A 22,992-nucleotide genomic window follows, 5' to 3' on the forward strand; every position below is an offset into this window, starting at 1 on the left:
CCCAGATATCCCGTCATGATCTTCGCCGCGGGCTTTGGCACCCGGATGCGCCATCTGACCGCAGATCAGCCAAAACCGATGATCCCGGTCGCTGGCCGTCCTTTGATCGATCGCGCTCTGGACATGGCACGAGAGGTTGCACCGACTGTGATAGTGGCCAACAGCCACTATAAGGGCGACATTCTGGCCCGCCACCTTGCCGACAGTGAAGTGGTGATCAGCCCCGAACAGCCACAAATCCTTGATACCGGGGGTGGACTGCGACAGGCCTTGCCGCTGCTCGGCGCACCAGACGGGCCGGTCTATACCGTGAATCCCGATGTGGTCTGGCGCGGGCCAAACCCGTTGCGCCTGCTAAGAGCTGCCTGGGATCCGGAACGCATGGACGCGCTGCTGGCCTGTATTCCCATTGCTCGTACCATAGGGCGCAGCGGTGGTGGCGACTTTCATACCGATGGTGACGGGCGCCTGCAGCGGGGCGGCGATCTGGTCTATGGCGGCGTACAACTTCTGCGCACCAACCGATTGGCAGAGATCGAAGAAACCGTCTTCTCACTGAACACACTTTGGGATCTGATGGCACAGGAGGACCGCCTGTTTGCGCTGGAATATCCCGGTCATTGGTGCGATGTCGGCACCCCCGAGGGGATCCCCCTGGCCGAGGAACTGATAGCCCAAGATGAGATTTGAGCCGCAAGACACGCCACGCCTCTTTGCCGTTCCCTGCGGCGTCGATTTCCCGCGCGCCCTTGTTGAGGGGCTAATCACACGCAGCCGAGCCGCACCACCGGAAGCGCTGGCGAAGGTGGAGCTGATCGTCAACACCTCCCGTATGGCGCGCCGGGTGCGGGATCTGTTTGACCAAGGGCCAGCGCTGTTGCTGCCCAAGATTTCTCTGCTCACGGATCTTGATATGCGCGCGACGCTGCGTGGTCTGCCGCCAGCATTGCCGCCGCTGCGGCGGCGACTTGAGCTGTCGCAGCTCATCGCCAAATTGCTGGATGCCCAGCCGGATCTGGCTGCGCGATCCTCGCTTTACGATCTCTCCGACAGTCTGGCAGCACTGTTCGACGAAATGCAGGGCGAAGGGGTCAGCCCTGACACCATTCGATCACTCGATGTCTCCGATATGTCGGGCCATTGGGCGCGTGCGCAGCAGTTCATCGCCATCGCAGATGAATTCGCAGAAACCCATGCAAACGCGATGGACGCGCAGGCCCGCCAGCGGCAGGTTGTGCTGGATCTGATCGAAGACTGGCAGCAGCAGCCGCCCGAACACCCTGTCATCCTCGCAGGTTCCACCGGATCGCGCGGCACCACACTGATGCTGATGGAGGCCATTGCGCGGCTGCCGCAGGGCGCCGTGATCCTGCCAGGATTTGATGACCAGCAGCCCCGGCATGTCTGGGAGCATCTTGATGACCCGCTGATGTCCGAGGATCATCCGCAATATCGGTTCTTCAAGATCATGCGCGATCTGGACATGACTGCGGATGATGTTCTCCCATGGGTCGCAACATCACCAGCCTCCGTTGCCCGTAACAGATTGGTATCCTTGGCGTTGCGCCCAGCGCCGGTCACCGATGCCTGGATGCGCGAAGGACCGGAACTGCGCGACATCGACCGGGCCACCGCCGAGATGACCCTGGTCGAAGCGCCCAACCCGCGTGCGGAGGCACTGGCAATCGCGCTGCGCCTGCGCCAAGCCGCCGAGGATGGTCAGACCGCCGCCCTCATCACACCGGATCGTATGTTGACCAGACAGGTGGCCGCAGCGCTGGATCGCTGGGATATTCTGCCGGATGATTCCGCCGGTCAGCCCTTGCAACTGTCGCCGCCGGGCCGTTTTCTGCGCCATATTGCCGAGCTGTTCTGTAAACCGCTTACCTGCGATGCGCTGCTGACCCTGCTGAAGCATCCTCTCTGCCACGATGGGGCAGGGCGCGGCGATCACCTGCGCCACACCCGCGAGTTGGAACTGCGCTTGCGCCGCTACGGACCTCCCTTCCCGGATGCCGACAGCTTTGCCGCATTTGAAGTCGGGCGCGACCTGATGCCGGGATGGACCGGTTGGCTGTCCCAGTGCTTTGCCGACAAACCCATCAGCGGAACGCAGCCACTGTCCCGGTGGGTCGATACCCTGCGGCAGCTGGCAGAGGCGGTAAGTCTGGGCAGTCAGGACGCTGCAAGCGGTGGCCTGTGGGACAAGAAAGCCGGCCGCAAGGCGCTGGAAATCATGGACAACCTGCGCGCCGAGGCTGGATATGGCGGCGAAATGACAGCTCGGGACTTTGCCGATCTCCTGCGGGCGCTGCTGTCGCAAGGTGAGGTCCGCGACCGGGATGCACCCTATGGCTCCATCCTGATCTGGGGCACGCTGGAGGCACGGGTGCAGGGCGCCGATCTGGTGATCCTCGGTGGCCTCAATGAAGGCAGCTGGCCAGAGGCAGCCACCCCCGATCCTTGGCTCAACCGCCAGCTTCGCCATCAGGCGGGCCTGCTGCTTCCTGAGCGGCGTATCGGACTGTCAGCCCATGATTTTCAACAGGCGGTCGCCGCCCCTCAGGTCTGGATGACCCGCTCCGAACGGTCGGATGAGGCGGATACGGTGCCGTCGCGCTGGCTCAACCGAATGACCAATCTGCTGTCCGGGCTGCCGGGGCAGGGCGGCCCGGCGGCACTGGCGGAGATGCGGGCACGCGGGCAGGAATGGCTCGGCTGGGCCGACGCGCTTGAGGCACCGGTACCGACAGATCCCGCAAAACGTCCAGCACCGCGCCCACCCGTTGCTGCCCGCCCGCGGCGCCTGACCATCACTGAAATCCCTCGGCTGATCCGCGATCCATACGCGATATATGCCAAGCATGTGCTGAAGCTGCGCCCACTCGATCCATTGGTACAGGAACCCGACGCCCTGCTGCGCGGCATCGTTCTGCACAAGATCCTGGAAGATTTCATCAAGGCCACTGTTGCCGACCCAAGCCAGCTGACGGTGCCAAATTTTCTCGCAATCGCCGCCTCTCATCTGGAAGCCAAGGTGCCCTGGGCCATCGCGCGCAGCCTCTGGCTGGCCCGGCTGGAACGTATCGCTGACGATTTCATTAATGGTGAGCGCCAGCGGCAGGCCAACGCACGCCCCTCCGGGTTCGAGGTCTCTGGTGCGGTACGGGTGGCACCGTTTGATTTTGAAATTGCTGGCACAGCAGATCGGATTGATGTGGATGAACGTGGAGGCCTGCATCTTTTTGACTATAAGACCGGCGATCCACCATCCGAGAACCAACAGAAAGCGTTCGAGAAACAGCTGCTGATTGAAGCTGCGATGGCGGAACGCGGCGCCTTTGATCGCTATGGTGAGGGCAGGGTGGAGCGCGCCATATTCCTTGGTCTCAAAAGCCCTCTGAAAGAGGTCGCAGCCCCGCTTCTGGACGAACCTCCCGGCAAGGTTTGGGAGGAACTGAGCAAGTTGATCGGTGCATATTTTAAGCCTGATCAAGGATATAGCAGCCGTCGCATGGTGTTTCAGGACACTCAGACCGGCGATTATGACCATCTGGCGCGCTACGGCGAATGGGACCGAAGCGCAACGCCGGAACCGGAGATTCTGACATGACCGCCCGCGATGCCGCCTCCGAAGCGCAGTTCCGGGCCGCCCGCCCGGACGCCTCAACCTGGCTGGCTGCAAACGCCGGATCAGGCAAGACCAAGGTGCTGACCGACCGGGTGGCGCGCCTGTTGCTGCGCGGCGTGCAACCCCAGCATATCCTCTGTCTGACCTATACCAAAGCCGCCGCCAGCGAGATGCAGAACCGGCTGTTCAAGCGGCTTGGTGAATGGGCCATGCTCGGCGATGAGGCGTTGACCACGGCGCTTACGGAGCTGGGTGCGCAGGATGTAATCTCTGCGGAGGGAATGGCGCAGGCCCGCACCCTGTTCGCGCGCGCAATCGAGACACCCGGTGGACTGAAGATCCAGACAATCCACTCCTTCTGCGCCTCATTGCTGCGGCGTTTTCCGCTGGAGGCAGGCGTCAGTCCGCAGTTTTCAGAGATGGACGACCGCGCGGCAGTGCTGCTGCGGGCCGAGGTTGTGGAGGCGATCGCAGAAAGCGCCGATCGGTTTGAGGCTGATCTGATTGGTAAGCTGGCCCGGCAAGTGACAGACAGCGATTTCGAGACTCTGACCGCTGCCATATGCCAACGCCGGTCTGATTTTGATGCGCCGCTCGATCGAGCAGGGCTTTTGACGCTGTTTGATCTGCCTGAAGGATTTGACACTGGTGCGTTGGAAGACGGCGTGTTTCTCGGGGGTGAAGGGGATCTTCTGGCGCGAACCTGCACCATGCTGGAGCAAGGCAGCAGCACGGATATCAAGGCAGCAGCCAAGCTGCGCAAGATAACGGAGCCAACCTGTGCAGACCTGCCGATCCTTGAGTCAGTTTTCCTGACGGGGGCGGCAGCCAAAGCGCCCTTCAGTGCCAAGATCGACGCCTTTCCCACCAAGAAGCTGCGCGAAAACAACGTTGCGCTGATGGATCAGCTGGAACCGCTGATGCGACGTGTCGAGGCGGCACGCGCCCAGCGTCTTGCCTTGGCTGCGGTCGAGAAATCGCTGGTTTTGCACGATTTTGCTGCGGTATTCCTGCCTGAATATGATCGCCGCAAACAGCTGCGCGGCTGGCTGGATTTCGACGATCTGATCCTGAAGGCCCGGCAGCTGTTGAATGATCCGGCTGTTGCGGCGTGGGTTCTTTACCGATTGGACGGCGGGATTGACCACATCCTCGTCGATGAGGCTCAGGACACCAGCCCGGTGCAATGGGATGTCATCGAAAAACTGGCCCAAGAGTTCACCGCCGGCGAGGGCGCACGATCCGACGTCGAGCGAACCATTTTTGTTGTCGGTGACAAGAAACAATCAATCTACTCATTCCAGGGGGCCGATCCTGACGCCTTTGACCGAATGCAGGCTGAGTTTGCCGACCGGCTAGCGGAAACCGGCAGTGCATTGCAGAATGCAGCGCTGGAGTTCTCCTTTCGCTCCTCCGCAGCGATCCTGGGGCTGGTCGATCTGGTGTTCAAGGACAGCCCTGGCGCAGGTTTTCACCGTGACGCGCTGCACCGCGCGTTCAAATCAGAACTGCCAGGACGGGTCGACCTCTGGCCCGTCGTCGACAAGATCGACACAGAGGAAGAGCGTGACTGGACCGATCCGGTAGATCGCCCCGGCGCCCGCCACCACACGGTCATTCTGGCCGAGCAGATCGCCAATACCATCAAGGAGATGATCGACAACAAGGTCACGCTACCCGAGGATGGCCCTGAGCGCGGCAGCTTTCAGCGCCGCCCTGTACAAGCAGGTGACTTTCTCATTCTGGTGCAGCGCCGGTCCGAATTATTTTCGGAGATCATCCGTGCCTGCAAAAAGGCTGAACTGCCTATTGCCGGTGCGGACCGACTGAAAATCGGGGCCGAGCTGGCGGTAAAGGATCTGGCCGCTTTGCTGTCATTTCTCGCCACGCCAGAGGATTCGCTGTCACTGGCCGCCGCCCTCAAATCACCTTTGTTTGGTTGGAACGAACAGGCCCTGTTCGATCTGGCTCACCGTCGTGAGGGCGGCAGCTACCTCTGGACCGCTCTGCGCGACCGGGCGGCGGAATATCCAGACACGATGGCAATTTTGGACGACCTGCGCGGCCAGACCGATTTTCTGCGCCCTTATGACCTGATCGAACGTATCCTGACGCGCCACGGTGGTCGCCAGCGCCTGCTCGGCCGCTTGGGGCCCGAGGCGGAGGATGGCATCAACGCCCTGCTCAGCCAGGCGCTCGCCTACGAGCGCACCGATATCCCGAGCCTCACCGGGTTTCTGGTTTGGATGCAGGCCGATGATCTGGAAATCAAACGCCAGATGGGGGCGGCGGGCAATATGATCCGGGTGATGTCAGTGCATGGATCCAAGGGGCTGGAAGCGCCGATCGTGATCCTGCCCGACACAGCCAAACGCAAGCCGCCACGCGACGATGAAATCATGCGCGCTGAGGCCGGGCCGATGTGGAAACTGCCCAGCGCCCTGATGCCGCAAGTGATGCACCGCGCCCGTGAAACGGCGCAGGACAAGGCCAGAAACGAACGGCTGCGACTGCTCTATGTGGCGCTGACACGGGCGGAAAAATGGCTGATCGTCGCCGCTGCCGGCGAGCTGTCCAAAGACGGTGACAGCTGGTACCAGATGGTTGAGCGCGCGTTGAGAGAGGCAGGTGCCAGCCCTTATCAGACCAGCTATGGTGAGGGGCTGCGCCTGCAACACGGCGATTGGGACGGGCTGCCGTTTCATTCTGCAGCGCCGGTCGTCCCTCTCCAGCCGCAGCTGCCGGATGTGTTCCGACATGCACCCCCCCCCTACACGCCGCCCGTGCCAACGCTAAGCCCATCGGATCTCGGCGGAGCGAAGGCCTTACCGGGCGATCTGGGTCAGGATGAAGAAGCCGCCAAGGCGCGCGGCAGCCGACTCCACAGATTGCTGGAACATCTGCCCGGCACCAGCAAGGAGATCTGGCCGCAACTGGCTGAGACGCTGCTGGCAGGTCACGAAGACACCGCTGAACTATTGGCTGAGGCGACGCGGGTCCTGACCACACCGGAATTGCAGGAGATCTTTGCCCCGGATACCCTGGCAGAGGTCGCCGTATCAGCGGATCTGGATGGTCGCCGGATCCACGGTGTGATTGATCGGCTGATTGTCACCCCAAAACGTGTGCTGGCAATTGATTTCAAATCGAATGCCACTGTGCCGAGCCGTCCTGAGACCTGCCCGGAGGGGCTGTTGCGGCAGATGGGGGCCTACGCCCATGCTCTGGCCACGCTCTATCCGGATCGGCAGATCGAGACGGCTTTGCTCTGGACCCGCACTGCGTCGCTGATGGCCTTGCCACACGATATTGTGTCATCCGCTCTTAAGCGCCGCGAGATACCTTGACGATCCGTTAAGCCGTTCATAGGTTCACAGCCGAACTGCCACACTCTTAGGGAGACATGCCCATGTCCACCGTCGCCGTAACCGATGCCACTTTTGACGCCGAAGTGAAAAATTCCGAAGTCCCCGTTGTGGTGGATTTCTGGGCCGAATGGTGCGGTCCCTGCAAACAAATCGGCCCCGCTCTGGAAGAGCTGGCCGCTGAGTATGGCGACAAGGTGAAGATCGCCAAGGTCGATGTAGACAGCAACCCGAACTCCGCAGCGGCCATGGGCGTGCGCGGTATTCCTGCGCTGTTCATCTTCAAGGACGGTCAGGTCGTGTCCAACCGCTCAGGTGCGGCCCCCAAGGCTGCTTTGCAGAGCTGGATCGACGAGTCGATCTAAGACCGCCGGTAGGCCGAAGAGATCAGAGGCGTCCCATCGGGGCGCCTTTTTTATGGTTAGGTTTCAACCCAATGGACAGGAGCCGCATCATGGCTGAAACACGGGTACTGGTCGAATTTGGCATGGGCACGTCGCTGCGGCGAAATGACTATACCGAGGCCGCCAAACGAGCAATCAGAGACGCGCTCTGGCATAACTCCGTCAATGTTGCGGAGCTGTTCGATTTCCCCAAGGAAGCAATGCGAATCCGCGCTGAAATCGGCGTGCAGAACCCTGAGGCCGTAGATCGGGCGGCGCTTTGTGAGATCTTTCCTTATGGTACACCAGACATCCACGTGAGCGAGGGAGGGCTTGATATTGACAAGCCGGGCGGCGGCCAGACCGTCATCGCCAACGCCGCCATCATCGTTTCATTTGATATGGAGCCGATTGCATGACTGAGAAACGCATTATTCTGGAGATGGGAACCGGCAACGATCTCTACGGGCAGGACTACACCAAAGCCGCCCGGCGCGCCGTGCAGGACGCGCTGCACCACTCATCAATCACGCTATTTGCCAAATTGGGCATTGATCATGCCGAAATGCGTGTCGAGGTTACCATCGGCGTTCAGGAACCGGATAAGGTAGATTGCGATCTGGTGGCAGGCGATCTGCCCCGCGGGCGTGCGACAGTGCGCGCCGTACACGGAGGGCTGGATGTGGTTGATGATGCCGATGGCGGCAAACATGTTATTGCAACCGCCGCTATTGAGGCTTGGCTCCCGGATCAGGCAGGGCGCTACCGGCTACGCTCCTGATGGCCTAGTGATCCTACGCAAAAGAAAAAGCCGCCCTGGAAGGAGCGGCCAAATCATCTTTGTGACTGAGGATGGGCGTCCTCAGATCTTTGCGATATCCGCGCGGGTCAGACCGATGTCTTCCAGCTGCGTATCGGTCAGCGCGGACAGAGCCTTGCGGGTGTCACGTGCTTCTTTCCAAGCCACGATCGAAGACTTGGCGTTGTAGACTGCGTCCACCAGGCGGAGTACGGTGACTGCTCCGAGCGGCGCATGGATGTTTGCGGTGGTAGCCATTTGCGCATTCCTTATGAGAACCAGCCGACACCATGTCGGTTGTGAGCCTCATGTAGGGTGGCCTGCCGAGTCCCACAATTGCCGGTTCGACAGCTCCGAATTGCAGTTTTTGCATAGCATGAATTTCGAGCGCTTTGCCCAGATAAAGGCAACTCTCCCAGCGCGTTCCAGTCGTGACGAACACCTGTTCCATTTCACCTGAACAAAATACCCGCATCAGGGCACAAATTGTCGGCTCTGCGATGATCATCAGATGACCACTTGTGAAAACCGTCCGGTCGGTCGTTGCAAGAAGATCATAGCCAGGGCGCGGCCAGGGCGCCTATTCGCTTGATCCCCGGCACCCGCAGCGGATAGCACCCGGTTGAGGTACAAAAGACCAGTGCCCATATAGGCCTGGAAACAAGGAGAACACGATGGCAGACGATCAATTCCCGGGCTGGCACGGTACGACAATCATCGGCGTGAAGAAGGATGGCGAGGTCGTCATTGCCGGCGACGGGCAAGTTTCCCTTGGGCAGACCGTGATCAAGGGAACGGCGCGCAAGGTCCGCCGCCTGTCGCCCGGAGGTTTCGATGTCGTCGCGGGTTTTGCCGGCTCCACTGCCGATGCCTTCACCTTGCTTGAGCGGCTTGAAGCCAAGCTTGAGGCCACCCCCGGTCAACTCGCACGTGCCAGCGTGGAATTGGCCAAGGACTGGCGCACCGACAAATATCTCCAGAAATTGGAAGCGATGCTGATCGTGACCGACGGGGCAGATATGTTTGTGATCACCGGCGCCGGGGATGTGCTGGAGCCAGAACATGATGTTGCCGCCATCGGATCGGGTGGAAATTTCGCGCTGGCCGCTGCCCGCGGCATGATGGACAGTGACCGCAACGCCGAAGCCGTGGCCCGTGACGCAATGGCCATCGCGGCTGATATCTGCGTTTACACCAATGGACGTCTGACAGTCGAACGGATCAGCCAGAAGGACTGATATGAGCCATATCGATCAAAACGACATTCGGGCTGCGGTTGGTGCCGGCCTTCTCAGCGAGGCGCAGGCCGCCTCGCTTATGGCGCTGGCCCACAGCAGACGCGGTGCGCGTGAAAATCTGGCACCGGGCGATGAGCCGTTTGAGCTGTTCAAAGGGTTCAATGAGATCTTCATCGTGATCGGTTTGATCATTCTGTCGACGGGCTGGGCCGCTGTTACCGGTATCTCCATGGCCGAAGGGTTGGGCGGGCTGGTTGAGAAAGCCACCATGTCCTCCATCATCGGCGCGGTCGTGCTTTGGCTGCTGAGCGAATATTTCATCCGTCGTCGTCGCATGGTGGCGCCGGCGATTGCACTGTCGATCCTCTGGACGCTGAATGCAGGCGTCGGACTTACGGCTGAATTTTCGCAGGTGTTCATGGTCATGCAAGGTGACTATGGCAGCCTGCCCTTGCCCCTCGGGCTGACAACGGTTGCCATCGCGGTCTACTGGCTGCGCTTTCGGGTCCCTTTTGCCATGGCTCTGATCGCTCTTGGTGTCTTTGCGCTGGCCCTAATGCTGGCCGCAAATCAGTCGGGCAGCCTGACGGGCATTGGCGATCTCTTCCTGCTTTCTGCGTCGGGCCCGTTTGCCTGGGTGACATTGCTGGTTGGTCTCGCTGTGTTTGCCGTCGCAATGATGTTTGACCTGAGCGACCCGCATCGGGTCACACGACGCTCTGCGCAGGGCTTCTGGCTGCATGTTGTTGCGGCGCCGGCGCTGGTTAATACGATCGCGCTCAGCCTGCTTAACAGCGGCACCTCCGAGGCCAATCTGGCGCTGATGGCAGTGCTGTTTGCATTTGCCGTGGTCGCGATCATCATTGACCGGCGCTCATTTCTGATTGCGGCCATCGGCTATAGCGTCACCCTCGCGGCGACAGTGTTTGACGGCGATGGCGCTGCGACCACCATTCTCGTGCTGGGCCTGTTCCTGGTGATCCTCGGCGCGTTCTGGGCGCGGATCCGGGCCCTGCTGATTTCCCCCCTCTCACGGGTGCTGCCGCTTGACCGGCTGCCGCCCGCCCACTGAAACGGACCCCTCATGACTGATCTCACCCCTCGCGAAATCGTTTCCGAACTTGATCGCTTTATCATCGGCCAGACCGATGCAAAGCGTGCCGTAGCCGTCGCGCTGCGCAATCGCTGGCGTCGCAAGCAGCTGGGCGATGATCTTCGGGATGAAGTCTATCCCAAGAACATCCTGATGATCGGGCCCACCGGCGTCGGCAAAACGGAGATTTCCCGTCGTCTGGCCAAACTGGCCCGCGCGCCGTTTATCAAGGTCGAGGCGACAAAGTTCACCGAGGTCGGTTACGTCGGCCGCGACGTAGAGCAGATCATCCGTGATCTGGTGGATATCGCCATTGTTCAGACCCGCGAACACATGCGTGAGGACGTCAAGGCCAAGGCCCGCCAAGCGGCGGAGGAGCGAGTCATCCAGGCCATCGCCGGCGAGGATGCCCGCGACGCCACCCGCGAGATGTTCCGTAAAAAACTTAAAGCAGGCGAGCTGGATGATACTGTCATCGAACTGGATGTCGCCGACAGCTCGAACCCGATGGGTTCCATGTTCGAAATCCCCGGTCAGCCCGGTGGCAACATGGGGATGATGAACCTTGGCGATCTGTTCGGCAAAGCTATGGGTGGTCGGACGGCCCGCAAGAAAATGACCGTCGCAGACAGCTACGACATCCTGATTGGTGAGGAAGCGGACAAGCTGCTTGACGACGAAACCCTCACCAAGGCGGCGCTGGAGTCCGTTGAACAGAACGGGATCGTCTTCCTGGATGAGATCGACAAGGTCTGCGCACGTCAGGATGCGAGGGGCGGCGATGTCAGCCGAGAAGGTGTGCAACGTGACCTGCTGCCGCTGATCGAAGGAACGACCGTTTCGACCAAACATGGCCCGGTGAAGACCGACCATATCCTGTTCATTGCCTCCGGTGCGTTTCACATCGCGAAACCCTCCGACCTGCTGCCAGAATTGCAGGGGCGACTGCCAATCCGCGTGAACCTGCGTGCCCTGAGCGAGAAAGACTTCGTCCGCATTCTGACCGAAACCGACAATGCGCTCACTCTGCAATATACGGCGCTTCTGGGGACAGAGGATGTCAACGTGAGCTTCACCGACGATGGCATCGCATCACTCGCCAAGATCGCGGCCGAGGTGAATCAGACGGTCGAGAACATCGGGGCGCGGCGACTCTATACCGTGATCGAACGTGTCTTCGAGGAGCTGTCTTTCAGCGCGCCGGATCGGTCGGGTGAAACGGTCGTTGTAGATGCTGCTTTTGTCCGCAAGAACCTCGGTGAATTGACCAAATCGGCTGATGTCAGCCGCTATGTGCTTTAACGGTCGTCAGGGCATCTGCCCGATCTGTGGACATAGCGGCAGGCCGCCAGTAGCCTGCCGCTATTGTTAATAGATGGCCCCTCGCATGAATTTTTCACGAGTCCTGTTCAGCATCAGCATGGTTCTGATCGTGGCAGCAGGCTGCACCGACAGATCCTTTACCCCAACTGTGCCGGAAGCCTTGGAAATCGGCAAAGCCAAGACCATTTTTGGCGCAACGACACGCCGGCCCCTTCCAAATGGAACCTATGGCGCGGAGCGATCCGATACGCTGCGCCTACTGGAACTGACGGTCTCAATCCCGCCGAACCATTCACCGGGACAGCTGGATTTTGCCTATGCTGAACCCGATCCCGAAACGCAATTCACCATGGCGGGCCGGGAAGAGGTTGCCGATATGGCGGAACTGAACAATCGCGTCGCGCGGGAGCTGGATAACTACCCGGTTGGGGAGCGTGATATCACCGTATTTGTGCATGGGTTCAACTCCACCCAGGCTGAAACGGCGTTCCGGGCTGCTCAGCTGAGCAACGATATCAATATCCCCGGCGCCACGATCATCTATTCCTGGCCCAGCCAAGGAAACCCGCTGGGCTACGCCTATGATGGCGATAGCGTATTGTTTGCACGTGACGGGTTGGAGCAGCTCCTGCGCAATCTGAAGCCCGGTGCGTCAAACCGCGTCGTTCTGGTCGCCCATTCCATGGGATCGCAGCTGGTGATGGAAACCATGCGCCAGATGGAAATCAAAACACCAGGCTGGAGCAGCAAGAACCTCGGCGCGGTGATCCTGATGTCCCCGGATCTCGACGTTGAGGTTTTCCGCAGTCAGATGCGCCGCATTGACCCGGTTCCACAGCCCTTCGTCGTCATGGTTTCGCGCAAGGATAACGTATTGAACCTGTCGCAGCGACTGCGCGGAACACATAACCGCGGTCGGCTTGGCAATCTGAAATCACTGGACGATGTCTCTGAGTTGCCGATCGAAGTGGTCGACACCACCGCCTATGCCGATACGGCGGAATCCGGGCATTTCGTAGCCGCGACCTCGCCGGCAGTGCTGTCGATCTTGAATTCAGCCCGCCAGACCGCAGCAGCCTTTGACCGTGACGCCGTGTCGATTCAGCGGCTGTTCCCCGGTCGTTTGGTTGTCGAAAAGGAAGACAACGCGGTCGAAATCACGCTTTCGGAAAACTATCAGGCCAATGTGTATCGCGGTGAAGATCGCTGAGTTAGTCCACCAATCAGCGATGTCGCCGAAGATAGATGTAATAGGCACCGCCGCCACCATGGCTGACATGGGCCGGGGTCACCTGAAGTACGACCTGCGACAGTGGCGGCAGTGACAGCCACTGCGGTACCTGATGACGCAGGACGCCACGCGGAACAGGCATCGGTCCGGGTTCATCTCGATCTTTGCCTTTTCCGGTGATCACCAGAACCAGCCGCTTGCCCGCAGAATGGGCTGACAGGACAAACCGAACCAGCGCAGGGTGGGCTGCATCGACCCGCATTCCATGCAAGTCCAGCTTCCCCTCCGGTTTCAGCTTGCCACGTTTCATCTTGCGGTAGGCTTTGCCATCCATCTGCATCGGCGCAGAAATCAGCCCCCTTGTCACACTGGGCTTAAGATCATGTCTGGTCGGCTGGGATATGGCTTTGGAACCCAGTTCGAACGGCTCTGGCGTGAACCTCTCCTGCGGTGGCAGAGGCGATTTGCTCGGCCTGGGCTTGGGCAGGGGAGCGGTGGCTGGCGCAGTACGTGTTTTAGGGTGCAGCCGCTCGGCCTGACGCGCCACCCGGTGCCAGAGGTCTATTTCTTCGGAGGTCAGTTTGCGGCGGCTCATCAGAAATCCCCCGGCAATAGCGCATAGGCTCGCTGGATCGGAAGCAGCACCACCATGCGACCGGGATCGCGTAGCTTGCCAGCTTCGATCCCCGCCTCATCCCCGCTGCCAAAGAACACATCGGCCCGCTGCGCGCCCTTTATGGCGGAGCCGGTGTCCTGCGCAATCATCAAGCGCCGCATAGGTTTAGCACCATCCTTTTCCAGCCAGACCGGTGCCCCCAGTGGCGTATATTTCGGATCAACAGCCAGGCTGCGCAATGTGGTCACCGACCGGTTCATCGCGCCCAGCGGGCCGGCAGAGGCTGGAATACGGCTCACCTCACGGAAGAACACATAGGAGGGGTTGTGCATCAGCAAATCCTCGCCGGCGAGCGGATTGCGCCGCACCCAGCGTTTGATCACCGCAGCGCTGACCTGATGGATATTATAAATCCCACGGCGAACCAATTCGGTGCCAATGGATCGATATTCATGACCATTGGCGCCGCCATAGCCAACCCGGATCGAGGAGCCATCCGACAGGCGAATTCGGCCGGATCCTTGGATTTGAAGAAAAAACAGCTCGACCGGATCATCGACCCAGGCGATCTCCAGCCCGCGCCCTTCCATGATGCCGCTTGTCAGAAGTTCGCGCCGTGTCAGCCATTGGCTGGAGTTGCGCGCCTCCGGCGGCTGCCGGTAGACCGGATACCGATACCGGGAGCTGGGCCTGCGCGCGCCTGACAGCTCAGGTTCGAAGTAACCGGTAAACAACGCCGGCGTGCCATCCTCGATCAGGACAGGGCGAAAAAGCAGCTGAAAGAACCCGCGCGCAGATTGCGGATCCTGTTCACGCGCAAGCGCACAAAGCGCGCGCCAATCCGGATCGTCCAGATCCCGGCAGGTCTGCAGGAAGGCGCCGAGCGCCTCCTCATGATCGTCCTCCGCCCAGCCTTCAAGCTGAGCAAAGGACAACATTGTATAGGTCGTTTCTGCCTGCCCGCCCTGCGGGAACAAATATGCGCCAGCCCCAAGGGCCAGCGCACAGAGTGCCCGCCGGAGCCCGTGCATCATGCGTCCGTGGCGACCAGATGCCAGTTCGGATCCGCACTGCCCATGGTGCGGCCAAAGACCCAGGTGTCCTTCTGGCGTTTCAGGGCCTTGGGATCGCCCTCGACGATATCACCGCCACGGTCCCGCACGACGGAGGTCAGTTCCGCGACAAACCTCATGGTGATTTCTGCATTGCCTGTAGCCGGATCAAAGCTGGTATCGGTCAAGGTCGTTTCACGCACGCCGACAAATTCCGCCTCGATGGTCAGCCCCTGATCTTCGCGGTGCGAAACAGCGGTGACAAAGCTCTCAAAGACATCGGGCGCGAGGAACGGTTCGATTTCGTCCAGATCCCCTCGTTCAAACGCCATCAGGATCATCTCGTAGGCACCGCGAGCGCCCTGCACAAAATCCCGTACCTCAAAGGAGGGTTCGGCTTTCTTCATTGCGGCAAGGTCTTTGGCCTGCGAACTATCCTCAGGGACATAGTCAATGATGTCATGGTCCGGCCCACCTTCGATTACCTCGAGCTCAGGACGGCGGCTCTGGCGATCTGATTGAGGCAGGGCCGGCTTTTCGAACCCTTCACGGGTGCCAAGAACGCTCTTCAGGCGCAGGATCAAAAACACGGCAATACCGGCCAAAACCAACAGCTGAATCACGGGCGACTCCATAACAACCTCTACGGTAGATGTTCATGCTTCGTTTGAAACTAAAGCGTTCCAACCTTATGTAGGTGACGGGTCGGCGCAAGTCCACCGTCCCGCGCAAGTTCTGAGGAAACCCCGCATGTATCTTTTTCTGGCCTTCCTGATGGTTCCGATCATCGAAATCGCACTTTTTATTCAGGTCGGTGGCGCGATTGGCCTGTGGCCCACGCTGGCCATTGTGGTCCTGACAGCGGTTTTGGGAACCTGGCTGGTGCGAACGCAGGGTAGGCTGGCATTGGGCCAATTGCGCACGTCTTTTGAACGGTTGAATGACCCCACGGAACCTCTCGCGCATGGTGCGATGATCCTCGTTGCCGGCGCGCTGTTGCTGACACCTGGATTTTTCACTGATGCAGTCGGCTTTGCATTGCTTGTCCCGCAGATCCGTATGGCCGTCTACCGGTACCTGCGTTCAAAAGTGACGGTTGCACGGTTCCAAATGGGTCCTGGGAGCATGCAGGGGCGCAATTACCCCGGCGGTCACTCCTCCGGTAGGCCCGGCGATATCATTGACGGCGACTACGAGGACGTCACTCGGGATAGACCGCGCAATGGCCCATCCGGTTGGGTCGATGACAAGAGGTAAGCGGCTCGCGTGACACCCCGTTGAGATACGTGCGCCAAGCTGCTAAGCACAGGCGAAACATAGTTTAGGAGTAGCTTCATGGCCGAAAACGGCGCAACAGAAGGCGTGCAGCAGCCGCAAGTCCAGATGAATATCCTGGGTCAATTCATCCGCGATATGTCGTTTGAAAACGTCATGGCGCAAAAAGGCGTCGGCGCCGACGCTAAGCCCGATGTGAGCGTACAGGTTGCGCTTGATGCAAAGAAGCGTCAGGCCGAAAATCAGTATGAAGTCATGACCAAGCTGAACATCGAATCCAAGGACAAGGAGGGCAATGCTGTCCTGTTCGTTCTGGAACTGGAATATGTCGGCATCTTCAACATTGTCGGCGTGCCGGAAGACCAGCTGCATCCGTTCCTGCTGATCGAATGCCCCCGCATGTTGTTCCCGTTTCTGCGCCGCATCGTCTCTGACGTGACCCGCGACGGTGGTTTCCCGCCGCTGAACCTCGACAATATCGACTTCGTCGCGATCTATCGCAACGAGTTGGCACGTCGTCAGGCCGACGCAGCTGCCGCCGACAAACCGCAGTAAGCATCATACAGCGGCGCCCTTGGCCCGCTGACAAAAAACGCCGCTGGGAAACCGCGGCGTTTTTTGGCTGGCAGTCGCGCGGGCGCGGGGGGTCAGCTGCCGGAGCTGATCCACAGTGCTCCGTCACCCATCTTCGCAACAAACGCGTCATGCGCCTCCTGTTCTTCTGCGGTAAGTCGTGCGGGCAGGGGTGTCGGCCTTGCCGTAGGGCGCCAGTCCTCTGTTATCACAGTCCCGCTGCGCGCCTTATCGCTTGACGCTGAAAGGCCGAAATCGGGCTGCCGACCACCAATCAGTTCAAGATAGACATCTGCCAGAATCTCGGAGTCGAGCAGCGCGCCATGCAACATACGATTGCTGTTGTCGATATTGAACCGACGGCAGAGCGCATCCAGTGTCGCCGGCGACCCAGGAAAACGCTTGCGCGCTATGGCAAGCGTGTCAATTGCCTGATCCATCGGCAGTTTTGGCAGGCCCATCCAGTCCAGCTCGGCATTCAGGAATTTCATGTCGAATGCGGCGTTGTGGATGACCATTTTGGAATCCCGCACGAAATCCAGAAATTTCTGCCCGACTTTCGAAAATACCGGTTTGTCGCGCAATGTCACCGCACCGGGGCCGGGTTGTTGTGGCGGTTCAAGAAGATCCGGCCCGATGCCGTGCACCTTGAACGCGTCCTGCGGCATGGAACGTTCGGGGTTGATATAGACATGAAAGGTTTCGCCCGTTGGCATGTGATTGAGCAACTCAACCGCACCGATCTCGACGATGCGGTCGCCAGAAAACGGATCAAATCCTGTTGTCTCGGTATCAAGGACGATTTCACGCATCTGCAACCTGCTTTCTGATCTGGGCAAGGATGGCGCGCACCTGATCGCGCGCATGGTCGGGCGTATCGGTCTGGATCAGAAAATCCGACCGCGCTTTCTTTTCCTCTATCGGCATTTGTTTCTGAAGGATCTGTTCAAATTGCTCAACCGACATTGTGCCGCGCTCCATGACCCGGCTGCGCTGCGTCTCAGCGTCGATCCACACGCAGGCCACCGCATCCATGCCTGCGTCACCCCCGGTTTCAAACAGCAGGGGAATATCGAAGACCAGAACATCATGCGACGACGATGCTCTGAAAGCCTCGCGGTCAGCGGCGACAAGCGGATGCACGATTGCTTCGATGCGGGGCAGGGCGCTTGCATCGCCGGCGATGATCTCACGCAGACGTGCCCGGTCCACCCGCCCGCCGGCGATGGCCATCGGGAACAGCGCGCCTATCGGCGCAACCGCAGCTCCATCTGCATCGTATAGGCGATGAACGGCTGCGTCGGCATCCCAGACCGCACATCCTTCATCGGCAAAGATCTGCGCGGTTGCGCTCTTTCCCATTCCGATGGATCCGGTTAGCCCCAGTGCAAAGCTCATGCCAACGCGGCCTCACGTGTGGCTTCATCGACCTCCGGTCGTTTGCCAAACCACCGTTCGAACCCTGGTACAGCCTGATGCAACAGCATCCCCAAACCATCTACCGTGGTACAGCCGATATCCTCAGCCCATTTCAGCATTTCCGTCTTCAGCGGAGTATAGACCAGATCGGTCACAACCGTGCCGGGGCGCAGGCCATCCAGCGGCACCCGCAGGCGCGGCTTTCCAATCATTCCCAGTGAGGTCGTATTCACGAGCAGCGCGGCCTGTTCGACGACGTTGCCAACCTGCACCCAATCCACCACCTGGATCCGCGATCCGAACTCACTGCGAAACTGGTCTGCCCGCTCCCGCGTTCGATTGCTGAGCAGGATCTCGGGGACGCCAGCTTCCAACAGGGAGGCAATCACGGCACGGCTGGCGCCGCCAGCGCCAAAGACGACCGCCGGACCTGATGCTGGATCCCAGTCAGGAGCGGATTGATGCAGATTGGTAATGAAGCCATATCCGTCTGTATTATCTGCCAGGATTGACCCATCAGGTCGGAAGATCAACGTATTGGCCGCGCCGATCAATGTCGCACGATCCGTCACCTGATCGGCGATATCCATGATCTTCTCTTTATGAGGAATTGTGACGTTGGCCCCAACAAATCCCATCATTGGCAGGCTGCGCACAACAGTTTCCAGCTGATCGGCTTCAACATGCAGCGGAACATAGTGACCGGCAATGCCATGCGTTCTAAGCCAATGGCCATGGACCAGTGGCGACCGCGAATGCGCCACTGGATTGCCAATCACACCAGCCAGAGGGATGCGTGCGTCGCTCATTGTTCTATCACTCCCTGCAGGGCCAAATAGTTGAGCAGCTCGAGGAGGGGTAACCCAAGAACATTGAAGTAGTCCCCTTCGATCGTGCTGAACAACCGCACCCCTTCTTCCTCAAGTTTATATCCGCCAACAGCATGGCGGATACTGTCCCAGTTACGCGCCACATAACCGCGAAGATAGGCATCCGAGCTGGACCGCATCCGCAATCGCACCTGCCCAACATGCCGCCACATCGGTTGACCATCGCGGTAGATGACCGCAGCGGACAATAACATATGTCGCTGACCCCGCATTATTTTCAGCTGCGCAAAAGCTTCATCCGAATCTTTTGGTTTTGATAACAATTTTCCATCAAACTCGAGCACCTGATCACAGCCCAATACAAGGGCCCCGGGATACTTGGCACTGACTTTGCGCGCCTTCGCTTCTGCCAGCGTATCGGCGATGTCCCGCGGCTTGGCCTCCTCGGCCAGGAGCGCGGATTTGATGGCCTCCTCGTCGATGCGGGCGGCGGCAACCTCGAAAGGAACGCCGGCCTGTCGCAGGAGCTGGGCGCGAATTTGTGACCCAGAGGCCAGAACGATGTGGGTAGACATGTGGAAAACCCCGTGGGCAAGAGTGTGATGGGCCTTGGACGGTTTGTATGAAATTTCGGCCATTTCGCAAGCCGTGGAGAACCTCAAAATCCCCATTTGCTTGCCGGCAGATTCGCCCTGAGAGGATAGGGATAACTTCCAAATCGTGGATATCTCAGTTGCTCCGGTTTCACCCCAAGCTTATCCCCAAATCAAACTTAGCTTACCGGCACAGTATTCCTGTTGTTTTTATGGCCTGCCGGCAAGAGTCATCATGTCGCTGGGGGTAAAGCTGGTAAGTTATCCAGAGCAGGGATAAGCCAGTGGATGAGTCAGTTATCCACCGTATTTCAGGTGCACTACTAAAACATCATCCTTTTAAAATACTTATATTTTAAGGGAAGAGAGGGAACCGAGAGGCCGACCATGGATCTGAGCGATCTACTGTTTGAAATTTATCCCTACGCCAAATCGCTGCACATCATGGCCGTGATCAGCTGGATGGCTGGTCTCTTCTATCTACCGCGTCTTTTTGTCTATCACGTGGAACAGGCAGAGAAGGTGCCAGAGAGCCTTCCGATCTTTGTCATGATGGAGGAGAAGCTGCTTCGTATCATCATGCGGCCCGCCATGTACGTCAGCTGGGCAGCAGGCCTCGTAATGGTGTTTACGCCGGGGTTGGTGGACTGGAGCGTTATCTGGCCCTGGAGCAAGGGCCTGAGCGTTCTGGGGATGACCTGGTTCCATCACTGGCTGTTGTTCCGTCACCGGGACTTCGCAAACGGGCAGAACACCCGAACCGGTCGCAGCTATAGAATGATGAATGAGGTCCCGACGCTGCTGATGGTGGTCATCGTCATATCAGTCATTTTCAAGTTCTGAGCGGGGGTTTGACTCAAACGGGAACACCCCTTATGTATGCGCCCTAACGGGCCCGTCCGGGCACTCGTGTCTTCCTTATACCTATGACACCGCTCCCCAGTTTACAGGGGGAGAATAAAGGCCGTATATATATGACCGTTCAATCCCTGAACCTTTCCGATCTGAAGGCAAAAAGCCCCAAGGATCTTCTGTCGATGGCTGAAGAGCTTGAGATCGAAAACGCCTCCACGATGCGCAAGGGCGAGATGATGTTCCAGATCCTGCGTGAACGCGCAGATGAAGGCTGGGAAATCGCCGGCGATGGCGTGCTTGAGGTACTGCAAGACGGCTTTGGTTTCCTGCGCTCTCCTGAAGCGAATTACCTGCCGGGTCCTGATGACATTTATGTCTCGCCTGACATGATCCGTCAGTATGCGTTGCGGACGGGCGATACCGTTGAGGGTCAGATTAAGTCGCCGCTGGAAAACGAGCGCTATTTTGCGCTGACAAATGTTACCAAGATCAACTTTGAAGATCCCGAAAAAGCGCGCCACAAGATCGCCTTTGACAACCTGACGCCGCTCTATCCTGATGAACGGCTGAAGATGGAGATCGAAGACCCAACCATCAAGGACCGGTCTGCCCGTGTGATCGATCTGGTTTCGCCGATCGGTAAAGGTCAGCGTTCTCTTATCGTGGCACCGCCGCGGACCGGTAAAACGGTGATCCTGCAGAACATCGCGCATTCCATCGCGAAAAATCATCCTGAGTGTTACCTGATCGTTCTGCTGATCGACGAACGTCCGGAAGAAGTCACAGATATGCAGCGGTCGGTGAAAGGTGAGGTTGTCTCCTCAACCTTCGACGAACCAGCGACCCGGCATGTTGCCGTATCCGAGATGGTGATTGAAAAAGCGAAGCGTCTTGTGGAGCATAAACGAGATGTAGTTATTCTTCTGGACTCCATCACAAGACTTGGTAGGGCCTTTAACACTGTGGTACCATCGTCTGGTAAGGTTCTGACCGGTGGTGTCGATGCAAACGCCCTGCAGCGCCCGAAACGATTCTTTGGTGCGGCGCGGAATATCGAAGAAGGCGGTTCGCTTACCATCATCGCCACCGCATTGATTGACACCGGCAGCCGTATGGACGAGGTGATCTTTGAAGAATTCAAAGGTACCGGTAACTCGGAAATCGTCCTTGATCGTAAGATTGCGGACAAACGCGTCTTCCCGGCAATTGATATTCTCAAGTCGGGTACTCGGAAAGAAGACCTCCTCGTTGATAAGGGTGACCTGGCCAAGACATTTGTCCTTCGCCGTATCCTCAACCCGATGGGGACCACTGACGCAATCGAGTTTCTGTTGTCTAAGTTGAAGCAAACAAAGACAAATTCTGAATTCTTCGACTCAATGAACACCTAATACCCGGGCCGGCACGAAAGGAAGGTTCCGATGGACACGATCTTTGCGCTGGCCTCCGCTCAGGGGAAGGCCGGCGTTTCGGTTATTCGATTGTCAGGTCCTCAGGCGATCAACACCGCTTCTGTTATCAGTGGCGGTGCTTTGCCGTGTCCTGGGCGTAGTCTGCGGGTGATTTCCGATCAGGCTGGCGCTCGGATTGATGAGGCATTGATCCTGACATTTGCCGGCCCCAACAGCTTTACCGGTGAGGATACGGTTGAATTCCAGGTTCATGGAAGTACAGCTGTTGTAACCGCGATGCTTGAGCTTCTGGGTAGGTTCGATGATGTGCGCCTTGCGGATCCGGGCGAATTCACTCGGCGTGCGCTCGAAAACGGTAAGCTCGACCTTTCTCAAGTTGAAGCGCTGGCGGATCTTATCGAGGCTGAGACGGATGCTCAGCGTGTCCAGGCGCAAGCCGTTCTCGCCGGCGGCTTGGCAGACCTGGCCGAGCGGTGGCGCAAGGATCTCATTCGCGCAGCCTCACTTATTGAAGTGACCATTGATTTCGCTGATGAAGATGTCCCTGTCGATGTAACCGCCGAGGTTGCGGGGCTGCTCGCCGGCGTAGCTGCTGATTTGCAGCCGCAGATTTCAGGTGTTCAAATTGCTGAACGTATTCGGAATGGATTCGAAGTTGCTATTGTCGGCGCGCCAAATGTCGGAAAATCGACTTTGCTCAATGCGCTCGCCGGCCGTGAGGCGGCCATTACTTCTGAATATGCGGGTACGACGCGTGATGTGATCGAGGTCCGGATGGATCTGGCGGGTCTCCCTGTGACGCTACTCGACACCGCCGGCTTGCGGGAGACTGACGACCATGTTGAAGGGATCGGCATCAAACTTGCAAAGAAGCGCGCTCAAGAAGCAGACCTTCGCGTGTTTCTGACCGACGATCCTGCTGCTATTGATATCGACATCGAGCCTGACGATATTGTGGTGGTTCCAAAAGTCGACCTGGCCGAAGAACATCAGGATGTGCTGGCGATATCTGGAAAAACCGGGCAGGGCGTCGAGGCTTTGATAGTGGCTATCACCGATATCCTACAGAACAGGGCCGGAAAAGCTGGTATTGCAACGCGTGCGCGTCACAAGGAAGCGATGCGAACCGCATCTGATCGTCTAAACTCGGCACAGATGATCTTAGCCGATGGACCTGAATACTATGATGTCGCAGCGGAGGATATCCGGTCTGCTATCCGTGCTTTGGAGATGCTTGTGGGACGGGTCGGTGTTGAGAATCTACTGGACGAAATATTCTCAAGTTTCTGCTTGGGGAAATGAGG

At 58.8% G+C, this 22,992-nt stretch carries 23 protein-coding genes; 15 read left to right on the plus strand and 8 right to left on the minus strand.

Features of this window, described 5'->3' with window-relative positions; all coding sequences use genetic code 11:
• Positions 1-15: 15 nt before the first annotated feature.
• From VWZ81_RS10730 to VWZ81_RS10755, 6 genes are all read left to right on the plus strand, one after another.
• Positions 16-690, plus strand: coding sequence for a nucleotidyltransferase family protein (locus VWZ81_RS10730; protein ID WP_416534360.1), 675 nt, complete (start codon positions 16-18; stop codon positions 688-690).
• On the plus strand, positions 680-3,613 hold the full coding sequence (addB, locus tag VWZ81_RS10735; RefSeq protein WP_416542692.1) for a double-strand break repair protein AddB: 2,934 nt from the start codon (positions 680-682) through the stop codon (positions 3,611-3,613). Before VWZ81_RS10730 ends, addB begins: the two co-directional genes overlap by 11 nt.
• Complete coding sequence (gene addA, locus VWZ81_RS10740; RefSeq protein ID WP_416542693.1) at positions 3,610-6,978, plus strand: double-strand break repair helicase AddA; 3,369 nt, start codon at positions 3,610-3,612, stop codon at positions 6,976-6,978. Before addB ends, addA begins: the two co-directional genes overlap by 4 nt.
• A 62-nt stretch (positions 6,979-7,040) precedes the next feature.
• A complete protein-coding gene (gene trxA / locus VWZ81_RS10745) occupies positions 7,041-7,361 on the plus strand; it encodes a thioredoxin (RefSeq protein ID WP_340547099.1) in 321 nt (106 codons plus the stop codon).
• A gap of 89 nt (positions 7,362-7,450) precedes the next feature.
• A complete protein-coding gene (locus VWZ81_RS10750) occupies positions 7,451-7,798 on the plus strand; it encodes a Lin0512 family protein (protein WP_340547100.1) in 348 nt (115 codons plus the stop codon).
• The gene (locus VWZ81_RS10755; RefSeq protein WP_340547101.1) at positions 7,795-8,160 is read left to right on the plus strand and encodes a Lin0512 family protein; all 366 of its coding nucleotides are present in this window, start codon (positions 7,795-7,797) and stop codon (positions 8,158-8,160) included. The genes VWZ81_RS10750 and VWZ81_RS10755 overlap by 4 nt, the downstream gene beginning before the upstream one ends.
• A gap of 81 nt (positions 8,161-8,241) precedes the next feature.
• On the opposite strand, the gene VWZ81_RS10760 is transcribed toward VWZ81_RS10755, so the two are convergent.
• Positions 8,242-8,436 (minus strand): DUF1127 domain-containing protein, encoded by a 195-nt coding sequence (locus VWZ81_RS10760; protein ID WP_340547102.1) that lies wholly within the window; start codon positions 8,434-8,436, stop codon positions 8,242-8,244.
• 416 nt (positions 8,437-8,852) lie between these two features.
• On the opposite strand from VWZ81_RS10760, the gene hslV reads away from it, so the two are divergent.
• The 4 genes from hslV (at position 8,853) to VWZ81_RS10780 (ending at position 13,042) form a co-directional block, all read left to right on the plus strand.
• The gene (hslV, locus tag VWZ81_RS10765; protein WP_340547103.1) at positions 8,853-9,416 is read left to right on the plus strand and encodes an ATP-dependent protease subunit HslV; all 564 of its coding nucleotides are present in this window, start codon (positions 8,853-8,855) and stop codon (positions 9,414-9,416) included.
• 1 nt (position 9,417) lies between these two features.
• Positions 9,418-10,488, plus strand: coding sequence for a hypothetical protein (locus VWZ81_RS10770; RefSeq protein ID WP_340547104.1), 1,071 nt, complete (start codon positions 9,418-9,420; stop codon positions 10,486-10,488).
• Positions 10,489-10,500: 12 nt separating this feature from the next.
• Positions 10,501-11,811 carry an ATP-dependent protease ATPase subunit HslU gene (hslU, locus tag VWZ81_RS10775; RefSeq protein ID WP_416542694.1) on the plus strand — a complete coding sequence of 437 codons (1,311 nt, stop codon included), beginning with the start codon at positions 10,501-10,503 and terminating at the stop codon, positions 11,809-11,811.
• Between the two features lie 85 nt (positions 11,812-11,896).
• Positions 11,897-13,042: an alpha/beta hydrolase gene (locus VWZ81_RS10780; protein ID WP_340547106.1), complete on the plus strand. Its 1,146-nt coding sequence runs from the start codon at positions 11,897-11,899 to the stop codon at positions 13,040-13,042.
• Positions 13,043-13,055: 13 nt separating this feature from the next.
• Here VWZ81_RS10780 and VWZ81_RS10785 read toward each other — a convergent pair whose 3' ends face one another.
• Genes VWZ81_RS10785 through VWZ81_RS10795 form a run of 3 tightly spaced genes read right to left on the minus strand, consistent with a single transcriptional unit; the run spans position 13,056 to position 15,366 of the window.
• Positions 13,056-13,658 carry a Smr/MutS family protein gene (locus VWZ81_RS10785; RefSeq protein ID WP_416542695.1) on the minus strand — a complete coding sequence of 201 codons (603 nt, stop codon included), beginning with the start codon at positions 13,656-13,658 and terminating at the stop codon, positions 13,056-13,058.
• Positions 13,658-14,713 (minus strand): murein transglycosylase A, encoded by a 1,056-nt coding sequence (locus VWZ81_RS10790; protein WP_416534351.1) that lies wholly within the window; start codon positions 14,711-14,713, stop codon positions 13,658-13,660. Before VWZ81_RS10790 ends, VWZ81_RS10785 begins: the two co-directional genes overlap by 1 nt.
• Complete coding sequence (locus VWZ81_RS10795) at positions 14,710-15,366, minus strand: Tim44/TimA family putative adaptor protein (protein WP_416534350.1); 657 nt, start codon at positions 15,364-15,366, stop codon at positions 14,710-14,712. The genes VWZ81_RS10790 and VWZ81_RS10795 overlap by 4 nt, the downstream gene beginning before the upstream one ends.
• A 115-nt stretch (positions 15,367-15,481) precedes the next feature.
• Here VWZ81_RS10795 and VWZ81_RS10800 point away from each other — a divergent pair, with 115 nt between their 5' ends.
• Together VWZ81_RS10800 and secB are read left to right on the plus strand one after the other, a co-directional pair.
• The gene (locus tag VWZ81_RS10800; RefSeq protein WP_416539888.1) at positions 15,482-15,988 is read left to right on the plus strand and encodes an FxsA family protein; all 507 of its coding nucleotides are present in this window, start codon (positions 15,482-15,484) and stop codon (positions 15,986-15,988) included.
• A 78-nt stretch (positions 15,989-16,066) separates the two neighbouring features.
• Positions 16,067-16,561 (plus strand): protein-export chaperone SecB, encoded by a 495-nt coding sequence (gene secB / locus VWZ81_RS10805; protein ID WP_340547111.1) that lies wholly within the window; start codon positions 16,067-16,069, stop codon positions 16,559-16,561.
• Positions 16,562-16,653: 92 nt separating this feature from the next.
• Here the strand turns inward: secB and dnaQ are convergent, their stop codons facing one another.
• The 4 genes from dnaQ to VWZ81_RS10825 are packed head-to-tail and all read right to left on the minus strand — an operon-like array spanning position 16,654 to position 19,403.
• Entirely contained in the window at positions 16,654-17,391 is a 738-nt protein-coding gene (gene dnaQ / locus VWZ81_RS10810; RefSeq protein ID WP_416542696.1) for a DNA polymerase III subunit epsilon, read from the minus strand.
• Positions 17,384-17,977: a dephospho-CoA kinase gene (gene coaE / locus VWZ81_RS10815; protein ID WP_416542697.1), complete on the minus strand. Its 594-nt coding sequence runs from the start codon at positions 17,975-17,977 to the stop codon at positions 17,384-17,386. Before coaE ends, dnaQ begins: the two co-directional genes overlap by 8 nt.
• Positions 17,974-18,807, minus strand: coding sequence for a shikimate dehydrogenase (locus VWZ81_RS10820; protein WP_416534347.1), 834 nt, complete (start codon positions 18,805-18,807; stop codon positions 17,974-17,976). Before VWZ81_RS10820 ends, coaE begins: the two co-directional genes overlap by 4 nt.
• A complete protein-coding gene (locus VWZ81_RS10825) occupies positions 18,804-19,403 on the minus strand; it encodes a Maf family protein (RefSeq protein ID WP_340547115.1) in 600 nt (199 codons plus the stop codon). Before VWZ81_RS10825 ends, VWZ81_RS10820 begins: the two co-directional genes overlap by 4 nt.
• Before the next feature lie 405 nt (positions 19,404-19,808).
• On the opposite strand from VWZ81_RS10825, the gene VWZ81_RS10830 reads away from it, so the two are divergent.
• The 3 genes from VWZ81_RS10830 (at position 19,809) to mnmE (ending at position 22,990) form a co-directional block, all read left to right on the plus strand.
• Positions 19,809-20,264 (plus strand): CopD family protein, encoded by a 456-nt coding sequence (locus tag VWZ81_RS10830; RefSeq protein WP_416542698.1) that lies wholly within the window; start codon positions 19,809-19,811, stop codon positions 20,262-20,264.
• Positions 20,265-20,395: 131 nt separating this feature from the next.
• On the plus strand, positions 20,396-21,667 hold the full coding sequence (gene rho, locus VWZ81_RS10835) for a transcription termination factor Rho (RefSeq protein ID WP_416534345.1): 1,272 nt from the start codon (positions 20,396-20,398) through the stop codon (positions 21,665-21,667).
• 30 nt (positions 21,668-21,697) lie between these two features.
• Positions 21,698-22,990: a tRNA uridine-5-carboxymethylaminomethyl(34) synthesis GTPase MnmE gene (gene mnmE, locus VWZ81_RS10840; protein WP_416542699.1), complete on the plus strand. Its 1,293-nt coding sequence runs from the start codon at positions 21,698-21,700 to the stop codon at positions 22,988-22,990.
• Positions 22,991-22,992: the final 2 nt, after the last annotated feature.

The sequence above is a fragment of the Phaeobacter sp. JH20_34 genome (genome assembly GCF_048056095.1).
Classification (GTDB): domain Bacteria; phylum Pseudomonadota; class Alphaproteobacteria; order Rhodobacterales; family Rhodobacteraceae; genus Phaeobacter; species Phaeobacter bryozoorum.

Excerpts from the sequence above, each read along its gene's own strand:
- mnmE (WP_416542699.1), top strand. The coding sequence starts at position 21,698 with ATGGACACGATCTTTGCGCTGGCCTCCGCTCAGGGGAAGGCCGGCGTT.
- rho (WP_416534345.1), top strand. The coding sequence starts at position 20,396 with ATGACCGTTCAATCCCTGAACCTTTCCGATCTGAAGGCAAAAAGCCCC.
- addA (WP_416542693.1), top strand. The coding sequence starts at position 3,610 with ATGACCGCCCGCGATGCCGCCTCCGAAGCGCAGTTCCGGGCCGCCCGC.
- VWZ81_RS10755 (WP_340547101.1), top strand. The coding sequence starts at position 7,795 with ATGACTGAGAAACGCATTATTCTGGAGATGGGAACCGGCAACGATCTC.
- trxA (WP_340547099.1), top strand. The coding sequence starts at position 7,041 with ATGTCCACCGTCGCCGTAACCGATGCCACTTTTGACGCCGAAGTGAAA.
- VWZ81_RS10790 (WP_416534351.1), bottom strand. The coding sequence starts at position 14,713 with ATGATGCACGGGCTCCGGCGGGCACTCTGTGCGCTGGCCCTTGGGGCT.
- hslV (WP_340547103.1), top strand. The coding sequence starts at position 8,853 with ATGGCAGACGATCAATTCCCGGGCTGGCACGGTACGACAATCATCGGC.
- VWZ81_RS10830 (WP_416542698.1), top strand. The coding sequence starts at position 19,809 with ATGGATCTGAGCGATCTACTGTTTGAAATTTATCCCTACGCCAAATCG.
- dnaQ (WP_416542696.1), bottom strand. The coding sequence starts at position 17,391 with ATGCGTGAAATCGTCCTTGATACCGAGACAACAGGATTTGATCCGTTT.
- VWZ81_RS10770 (WP_340547104.1), top strand. The coding sequence starts at position 9,418 with ATGAGCCATATCGATCAAAACGACATTCGGGCTGCGGTTGGTGCCGGC.
- VWZ81_RS10825 (WP_340547115.1), bottom strand. The coding sequence starts at position 19,403 with ATGTCTACCCACATCGTTCTGGCCTCTGGGTCACAAATTCGCGCCCAG.
- VWZ81_RS10820 (WP_416534347.1), bottom strand. The coding sequence starts at position 18,807 with ATGAGCGACGCACGCATCCCTCTGGCTGGTGTGATTGGCAATCCAGTG.
- coaE (WP_416542697.1), bottom strand. The coding sequence starts at position 17,977 with ATGAGCTTTGCACTGGGGCTAACCGGATCCATCGGAATGGGAAAGAGC.
- VWZ81_RS10795 (WP_416534350.1), bottom strand. The coding sequence starts at position 15,366 with ATGGAGTCGCCCGTGATTCAGCTGTTGGTTTTGGCCGGTATTGCCGTG.
- VWZ81_RS10800 (WP_416539888.1), top strand. The coding sequence starts at position 15,482 with ATGTATCTTTTTCTGGCCTTCCTGATGGTTCCGATCATCGAAATCGCA.
- secB (WP_340547111.1), top strand. The coding sequence starts at position 16,067 with ATGGCCGAAAACGGCGCAACAGAAGGCGTGCAGCAGCCGCAAGTCCAG.
- VWZ81_RS10760 (WP_340547102.1), bottom strand. The coding sequence starts at position 8,436 with ATGGCTACCACCGCAAACATCCATGCGCCGCTCGGAGCAGTCACCGTA.
- VWZ81_RS10730 (WP_416534360.1), top strand. The coding sequence starts at position 16 with ATGATCTTCGCCGCGGGCTTTGGCACCCGGATGCGCCATCTGACCGCA.
- VWZ81_RS10780 (WP_340547106.1), top strand. The coding sequence starts at position 11,897 with ATGAATTTTTCACGAGTCCTGTTCAGCATCAGCATGGTTCTGATCGTG.
- VWZ81_RS10750 (WP_340547100.1), top strand. The coding sequence starts at position 7,451 with ATGGCTGAAACACGGGTACTGGTCGAATTTGGCATGGGCACGTCGCTG.
- addB (WP_416542692.1), top strand. The coding sequence starts at position 680 with ATGAGATTTGAGCCGCAAGACACGCCACGCCTCTTTGCCGTTCCCTGC.
- VWZ81_RS10785 (WP_416542695.1), bottom strand. The coding sequence starts at position 13,658 with ATGAGCCGCCGCAAACTGACCTCCGAAGAAATAGACCTCTGGCACCGG.
- hslU (WP_416542694.1), top strand. The coding sequence starts at position 10,501 with ATGACTGATCTCACCCCTCGCGAAATCGTTTCCGAACTTGATCGCTTT.